Origin of the sequence: Hyalangium sp., assembly GCF_035629615.1 — a bacterium.
In the GTDB taxonomy this organism is placed as follows: Bacteria; Myxococcota; Myxococcia; order Myxococcales; family Myxococcaceae; genus Hyalangium.
In genome coordinates this window covers 1-7,464 of sequence record NZ_DASPHO010000311.1, presented here as the reverse complement: position 1 = coordinate 7,464, position 7,464 = coordinate 1, and the positions used below count along the sequence as shown (strand labels likewise).

General features: G+C 68.1%; 8 protein-coding genes. 6 read left to right on the top strand and 2 right to left on the bottom strand.

Translation table 11 applies throughout. From position 1 onward, the window contains the following. The coding region (locus tag VD972_RS15820) for a GAF domain-containing protein (RefSeq protein ID WP_324987702.1) at nucleotides 1-752 on the bottom strand (752 nt) is incomplete at its 3' end. A 220-nt stretch (nucleotides 753-972) separates the two neighbouring features. Between VD972_RS15820 and VD972_RS15815 the strand changes: the two genes are divergently transcribed. The 3 genes from VD972_RS15815 (at nucleotide 973) to dps (ending at nucleotide 2,657) form a co-directional block, all read left to right on the top strand. Further along, on the top strand, nucleotides 973-1,527 hold the full coding sequence (locus tag VD972_RS15815) for a peroxiredoxin (protein ID WP_324987699.1): 555 nt from the start codon (nucleotides 973-975) through the stop codon (nucleotides 1,525-1,527). A gap of 6 nt (nucleotides 1,528-1,533) precedes the next feature. Beyond that, nucleotides 1,534-2,058: a carboxymuconolactone decarboxylase family protein gene (locus VD972_RS15810; RefSeq protein ID WP_324987696.1), complete on the top strand. Its 525-nt coding sequence runs from the start codon at nucleotides 1,534-1,536 to the stop codon at nucleotides 2,056-2,058. A 122-nt stretch (nucleotides 2,059-2,180) separates the two neighbouring features. Continuing rightward, nucleotides 2,181-2,657, top strand: a complete 477-nt coding sequence (gene dps, locus VD972_RS15805) for a DNA starvation/stationary phase protection protein Dps (RefSeq protein WP_324987693.1) — start codon at nucleotides 2,181-2,183, stop codon at nucleotides 2,655-2,657. Nucleotides 2,658-2,676: 19 nt separating this feature from the next. Here dps and VD972_RS15800 read toward each other — a convergent pair whose 3' ends face one another. Further along, nucleotides 2,677-4,608: a hypothetical protein gene (locus VD972_RS15800; protein WP_324987690.1), complete on the bottom strand. Its 1,932-nt coding sequence runs from the start codon at nucleotides 4,606-4,608 to the stop codon at nucleotides 2,677-2,679. Nucleotides 4,609-4,933: 325 nt separating this feature from the next. On the opposite strand from VD972_RS15800, the gene VD972_RS15795 reads away from it, so the two are divergent. The 3 genes from VD972_RS15795 to VD972_RS15785 all read left to right on the top strand — a co-directional run. After that, complete coding sequence (locus VD972_RS15795) at nucleotides 4,934-5,746, top strand: hypothetical protein (RefSeq protein ID WP_324987687.1); 813 nt, start codon at nucleotides 4,934-4,936, stop codon at nucleotides 5,744-5,746. A 58-nt stretch (nucleotides 5,747-5,804) separates the two neighbouring features. Next, nucleotides 5,805-7,082 carry a pyridoxal phosphate-dependent aminotransferase gene (locus VD972_RS15790; RefSeq protein WP_324987705.1) on the top strand — a complete coding sequence of 426 codons (1,278 nt, stop codon included), beginning with the start codon at nucleotides 5,805-5,807 and terminating at the stop codon, nucleotides 7,080-7,082. Nucleotides 7,083-7,131: 49 nt separating this feature from the next. Next, nucleotides 7,132-7,464: arsenosugar biosynthesis-associated peroxidase-like protein (locus tag VD972_RS15785; RefSeq protein WP_324987684.1), on the top strand; the 333-nt coding region annotated here is incomplete at its 3' end.

Genomic DNA, 7,464 nt, shown 5'->3' with positions numbered 1-7,464 from the left:
CCGCGCGCGTGCACGACGCGCGCGACCAGACTCTTGCCGGTGCCCGTCTCACCCAGCAGCAGCACCGGCGTCTCCGTCTCCGCCACCTGCCGCGCCCGCCGCGCCAGATCCCTCATGACGGGGCTCAGGCTCGTCTCGAGGATGCCCTCCGAGTCCCCGCCCAGCTGTGACTCCAGGAGCTTGGCGTGCTCATGATCCTGCCGGTGCATCCGCTCGAAGGCGGCCTTCTGCTCCGCGTTGTGCAGCGCCGTGGCCAGCAGCTGCCCATACACCTCCACCAGATCCACCACGGACTGCGGATACGTCTCACACTCGGAGCGATCCAGCGTGAGCACGCCGTAGCGGCGATCTCCCGAGCACAGCGGCACCACCATGCACGAGTGCCCCGGCGGAAGATCCAGCACCCCGTCGAACGGATCGCCCTCGCCCGTGTGGTCCTCCTCCGTGAAGGCGCGCGCCCGCCGCGTCTCCAGCGCCTGGCGCACCATGGGGAAGTTCGCCAGCTCCAGCACGTGCCCGCGCACCTTCGCGTTGGCCAGCGGTCCCCGCGCCGCCACCGCCACCAGCTGCTCGTCCTTCAGCAGGAACACCGTCGCCAGGTCGAACCGGGCGATGCGCGTGAGCCAGTCCAACCCACGACGTAGGAGCTCCGACACGGCCTCTTCCGTGCTCGCCAGCTCGACCAGGTCCCTCGCCTCCTTGGTCATCGCACTGCCCATCCAGGGGCCAGCCGTCACGCTCTCGTGTGCCATGCCTCACGAATAGTCAGTGGCCACCGAGATTGCAGTGGCAAAAAGCACCGACATTTCGTTATTCACCTACCTGGCGGCGTCATTCTCAAGGGTTGACTGAGTAACCTCTTGAAAAGATTGGGGCCGTTTTCCTGGCACGGGACCTGCTTCAGTGGTAGCAGGCACAACCCTTTCGGGCCCGCCTTCCAAGGCAGGCCCCCTACCCCACAAGGAGTCAAGCATGCTGACCGTTGGCGACAAGCTTCCCGATTTCAACGTGAAGGCCACCGTGAGCCTGGAGAAGGGCAAGGAGTTCGCGACCATCACCAAGGACACGTACAAGGGGAAGTGGATCATCCTGTTTTCGTGGCCCAAGGACTTCACCTTCATCTGCCCGACGGAGATCGCCGAGTTCGGGAAGAAGAACAAGGACTTCAATGATCGCGACGCGGTGGTGCTGGGGCTGAGCACCGACAGCGAGTTCGTGCACCACGCGTGGCGCACGCACCACCCGGATCTGAAGAACCTGCCCTTCCCGATGCTGGCGGACATGAAGCACGAGCTGAGCAACGCGCTGGGCATCCTCCACAAGGAGGAGGGCGTGGCCCTGCGCGCCACCTTCATCGTCGACCCCACGGGCGTCATCCGCCACGTGTCGGTGAACGATCTGTCCGTGGGCCGCAACGTGGCCGAGGTGGTGCGCACGCTGGACGCGTTCCAGACGGACGAGCTGTGCCCGTGCAACTGGCAGAAGGGTGAGGAGACGCTCACCAAGAAGCTGGCAAAGGCGGGGTAAGCAGCCATGGCCTCGCTCGAAGTCGTCCGCAGTGAGCTGGCGGACGTCCACAAGGACACCCGCCTCAACCTCCAGGCCGTCCTGGAGGCAAGCAGCCTCACCCCCGAGCAGCGCTGGGGTGTGGCCGTTGGCAGCGCCTACGCCGCTCGGAACGATCGGCTGAAGGAGGCCATGATCAACGAGGCGAAGAAGGCCCTCACCACCCCCGAGCCCGTCCTTGAGGACGCGCGCGCCGCGGCCTCGCTGATGGCGATGAACAACGTCTACTACCGGTTCCGCTACATGATCCGGAAGGAGTCCTACGCGACCAAGCGGCCGGGGCTGCGGATGAACCGCCTGGCGCAGGTGCTGACGAACAAGGTGGACTTCGAGCTGGTCTGCCTGGCGATCAGCTGCATCAATGGTTGCGAGGCGTGCGTGCAGTCCCACGAGAAGGTCGTCCTCGAGGGTGGCCTCTCCGAGGACCAGGTGCACGATGCGGTGCGCATCGCCTCCGTCATCCACGCGGCGGCGGTGGGCCTGGAGTCGTAAGCCACACTGAAGCCCTGCAGTAACGACCGCCCTCCGGTGACTTCACCGGGGGGCGGTCTGCTTTTCAAGCTCATGCATCCAAGCTTTCAGAACGACACGACGCCCACTGAAAGGAAGACCCCATGTACCGCAGCCCGAGTGTCCTCTCCGAGAAAGCCCGCTTTGCGCTCGCCACCACGCTCAACGAGCGGCTGGTCGACGGCCTGGACCTCCACAGTCAGATCAAGGTGGCCCACTGGAACATCAAGGGCCCGAACTTCGCCGCGCTCCACCCGCTCTTCGAGACCTTCGCGGTGGGCCTGGCCATGCACAACGACTCCCTCGCCGAGCGCGCGGTGACGCTGGGGGCCAAGGCGTACGGCACGGCGCGGCACGTGGCCAAGGCCAGCCGCCTGCCGGAGTATCCCCAGGAGACGGTGAAGGACCTGGAGCACGTGAGGCTGCTGGCGGACCGGTTCGACACCTACCTGTCAGGGCTGCGCGAGAGCCGCAAGCAGGCCCAGGAGCACCAGGACCTGGACACGGAGGGCCTGCTGACCGACGTCATCACCGCGTTCGAGAAGCACACCTGGTTCCTGCGCGCCACGCTGGGTGAGTAGCGAGCAAGCCGCGGCAGGGCTACCGGTCCAGCGCCGCGAGCTCCTTGCGAAACTGCTCCCGGAGCCAGCCGAGGCCCTGGCTCGTCGCGCACTCGCTGCCGCGCTCGAGCAGGCGCTTCGCCTGGTGGGAGTGCTCCTGGGCCACGGCCGTGTCCTGGGCCTGCGCGGCGCGGCGGAGGAGCTCCACGTGCAGGCGCCCGCTGGACAGGTACAGCTCTGCCAGCAGATAGCCCGGCGGTGAGGCCTCCAGCTCCCGGAGGCTGGTGGCGAAGAGCTCCTGGGCCTGGCGCTCCTCTCCCCGCGCAAAGGCCAGCTGCGCCCGCAGCACGTTGAGCGTGGCCTCGAAGCCCTGGCTGCGCTCCGCCGCGACGAAGCTGCTCTCGGCCTCGAGGAGATCCTGCCCGGCCAGCTCCACCTCCCGCGCGTCGATGCGGTGCCGGCACAGCTCCACCAGCGTCAGGCCCTTCTGCACCCAGTTGGAGAACTCGTGGAACGTCTCCACCGCGCGCACGTAGTAGAGCGCCGCCCCCGCGGCGTTCCCCAGGTTGCGGTGGGCGCGCGCGAAGTTGCGGTACGTGTACGCCTGCGAGTGGGCCACGCCCGGGATGCCAGACTGAAGCTGCTTCTCCTGCTCGAACCACCGGAGCGCCTCCTGGGCATCTCCGCGCGTCAGGTAGACCTTGCCCAGCTGGCCAGCGCACACAGCGCGCTCGTACTCGTTCTCCACCTCGTGGGTCAGGAGCTTCTGGCAGAGCTGCAGCTGGACGATGGCCTCGTCCACATGGCCCCAGCTCAGGGAGTTGAGCGCTCGGCTCTTCCGGGCCTTGCACTCCAGGAAGCGCCACTTCGTCTCTTCGAAGGTCTTCACCGCCTCGAGGAGGAAGGCATCCGCCTGCTCGTAGTCCCGGCGCAGCGAGTGGATGATGGCGCGGTAGCGCAGCGCCTCGGCGCGGAGCACCCGGTGCACCTCCCCGTGCTCCTCCTCCTGCTCCAGCCGCACGAACTGCTCCAGCGCCAGCTCATGCTGCTCGGCCAGGAAGTGGGAGATTCCCAGCTCCAGGCGGATCCGGGCCGACAGGTTCCGGGTGGGCAAGGTGCTGGCCTGCAGCTTCGCGGAGGCCCCCCGGAACGCCCGGCGTGCCAGCGAGAAGTCCCGGAGCCGCGCGGCCGTCATGCCCCGCAGGCAGAGGGCGAGCGCCCGGAAGTACCCATCCCGCCCCTCCGCGAGCTCCCACATCCGGTCCACCAGCGTCAGCGCCCGCTCCAGATCGTTCTGATGGACGCACAGGACGCCGAGCTGGAAGGAGGACTTCAGACGCAGCTCCGCGTCCGGGTTCTCGGGGCCGATGAGCTCCTCGAGCAGCTCGACCGCCGTGCCCCACTTGCCGAGGATGGAGTGGATGCGAGCCTCGAGGAACTGAGCGGCCAGCAGCATCCGCTCGAGCACCGTGCCCCGAGTCCCCCCAACAGGCCGGTACTTCGCGAGGGCCGCCAGCCCCTCCAGGGCCTGGACGTAGTGCGCCTCCCGCATCAGCCCGGTGACCGACTTCAGCACCTGGGCGATCTGCGGCTCCAGCTCGGCCAGGCTGTAGCGCAGGCGGGTGCTCCCCAGCTGCAGCACCTCTCCCAGCCGGAGCACGCCCACCCCCTCCGCGCCTGGCGCCTTGTCCTCGAGGCGCGCCGTGTCTCCCGGGCGGCTGAGGTCCGACAACGTCACCACCCGCGGCGCGATGGAGGGATCCTTCAGCGAGAGCGTGCAGTCGGCGTCGCCCCCGATGCTCACCTGATCCGAGAGGAGGATGAACTGGAGGCTGCGCTCGTCCGCCAGAGGCGAGGCCTCGACGAGGAGGCAGGGGTACTGCGTGCGCGCCTCCGCCGCCGCACCCACGAGCGCCTTCTCCAGATCGAGGGAAGCAATCACCCGTTCCCCCTCCGGGAACAGTTCATCCACAGCGTGTCTCCTCGACGGCAGTCCGGGTTCCAGCGGTTCCGACACACTCACTTGTCGGTTTGTTCCCTTCAGCTGACGACTTTCGCTCTGGAACCAGATAACAGCAGCAACGGTAAAGCGTAGTTTATCTGTAATCCAGGGATCTGAAAAGCCTCCTGTGGGATTTGGCACGAGGGTCTCAGGGTGTGCAGCCCGGTGCACGGAGATGCACAGCCCGCTTTCACGCTCCGCTCCTTCTCTCGCGGGGTTGGCCGAGGCACGAGGGTTGCTGAACTGGCTGTCCATCCGCCGCCCCCGCGTCGGAGCCTCGCCGAGGAGCCCCCGCATGCTGCGTCGCACGACTGGTCTTGCCGTCCTCACCGCCCTCGCCACCGCCTGTGGAGGGGGAGCTCCCACCCAGGAGCAGATCGATCAGGCGCGAGACAACGTCGGTGTCGCGCTCATCGCGGCGTCCCAGGCCCGCGCGGCGCTGGAGCTGCTGGGCATCCTGCCGGTCTATACATGTGGTGAGTCCCGGAGGAGCTTCGTGGGGAAGGCAGCCCAGTCGGTCCAGGCCCAGGTGGGGTGTGTCACCGCCAGCACCGAGGCGCTGGATGCCACCACGGACGCGGTGATCCTCTCCTTCCCGGAGGGCAGCTGCGAGGTCCGCGAGCACACCGTCTCTGGGCAGACGGCCTTCAAGTACTCGGGGGGCGAGGATCGGATGGAGGTGAAGGCCGATCTGCGCCAGCTGCGAGTGGACGACGACGCGCTGCAGGCGGAGGTGGGCTACGGCACCTGTGGAGACGAGTCGCGGTACTTCGCGCTGGCGGAGGGCCCGCTGCCCAGGAAGCCCGAGTACACGTTCCGCGTGGATAGCCGCGTGGGCAAGCGCGACGGGCTGCCCATCATCGGTGGCACCTCGCTGGTGTTCAACGGACCGGGCGAGCTCACCGGCCCCGAGGGCACGAACCGGCTCACCTTCACCGAGCTCGAGTATGAGCTTGGAGAGCGCGCTCCCAAGGAGGGCGAGGCGCTGCTGGAGACGGCGGATGGCCGCACCGTGAAGGCCTCCTTCAGCACGACGCTCTGGCGCCTGGGGGAGATGGAGCTGACCATCGACGATCGCGACCCGGTGACGGTCCCCATCGTCCGGTAGTCAGGGGCTGTCCGCAAGAGAGAGGCGCGTGCTCTCAACCTCCGGTACGGTGCGCGCTGTGAGCGACGAGACCCCGATCCCAGCCTTCCGCTCCGTGCCCCGCACGGGCGTCATCTACGTCACCACCGAGGCAAGCCGCCGGGGCTACCGGCCGGGAGACCTGGAGTGGTGCAACCTGGGCCAGGGCCAGCCCGAGACAGGAGAGCTGCCCGGCGCCCCACCCCGCGTGGGCAAGGTGGCGGTGGACGTGGCGGACCTGGAGTACGCGCCCGTGGCAGGGCTGTGGGAAGTGCGCGAGGCCATCGCCAGCCTCTACAACCGGCTCTACCGCAAGGGGATGCCGAGCCAGTACAGCGCGGAGAACGTGAGCCTGTCCGGCGGCGGGCGCACCTCCCTCACGCGGGCCGCGGCGAGCCTGGGCCAGGTCAACCTGGGCCACTTCCTGCCGGACTACACGGCCTACGAGGAGCTGCTGGACGTCTTCAAGGCATTCACCGCCATCCCCATCCTCCTGGAGGGCGAGCGCGGCTACGCCTTCACGCACGAGGATCTCCGGCGCGAGGTGCAAGGGCGCGGGCTGTCCGCCCTGCTCTTCTCCAACCCGTGCAACCCCACTGGCAAGCTGGTGCAGGGCGACGAGCTGGCCCGCTGGGTGGGCGTGGCGCGCGAGCAGGAGTGCGTGCTGCTCATCGACGAGTTCTACTCGCACTACATCTGGACGGGCCGCCCCGGGCAGCTCCCCGTGGAGAGCGCCGCGCGGTACGTGGAGGACGTCAACCGGGATCCGGTGGTCCTCTTCGACGGCCTCACGAAGAACTGGCGCTACCCGGGCTGGCGGATGACGTGGACGGTGGGGCCTCGGCAGGTCATCGAGGCGGTCTCCAGCGCGGGCAGCTTCCTGGACGGTGGAGGCAGCCGGCCCCTGCAGCGCGCCGCGCTCCCGCTGCTGGACGAGCAGGCCGTGGTGGCCGAGACGATGGCCATCAACGCCTCGTTCCGCGAGAAGCGGGATCGGTTCCACTCGCGGCTGGAGCGGCTGGGCATCCGCTCGGATCGGCCGCCGGATGGCACCTTCTATGTCTGGGGCAACCTGGCCGGGCTGCCGCCGCCGCTCAACGACGGGATGGGGTTCTTCCGGGCGGCGCTGGAGCAGAAGATCATCTGCGTGCCGGGTGAGTTCTTCGACGTGAACCCTGGCAAGCGGCGCGCTCGCGCCTCGCGCTTCCGGCAGTACGTGCGGCTGTCGTTCGGCCCCTCCATGGAGGTGCTGGACAAGGCGCTCGAGCGGCTGGAGGCCCTGATCCTGCGCCACATGAACACGCCCTCGAAGCCTTGACGCGTTACTCCTCTCACACGTCCTTCCCCCGCACTGGAGCGCCGCAGCCATGGACCACCCTCACTACTACCACTCGCATGATCTGGCCCGCTTCCCCGACATGGGGAAGAACCGGCCGGAGCTGGCTCAGAAGTTCTTCGACTGGTACGGCGCCGTCTTCGCCGAGGGGGCGCTCTCCGCGCGCGAGAAGTCCCTCATCGCCCTGGCGGTGGCGCATGCCGTCCAGTGCCCGTACTGCATCGACGCGTACAGCAAGGACGCGCTGGAGAAGGGCTCGGACCTGGACCAGATGACCGAGGCCGTACATGTGGCGGCGGCCATCCGAGGAGGCGCCTCGCTGGTCCACGGCGTGCAGATGCGCAACCACGTGGACAAGGTGGGA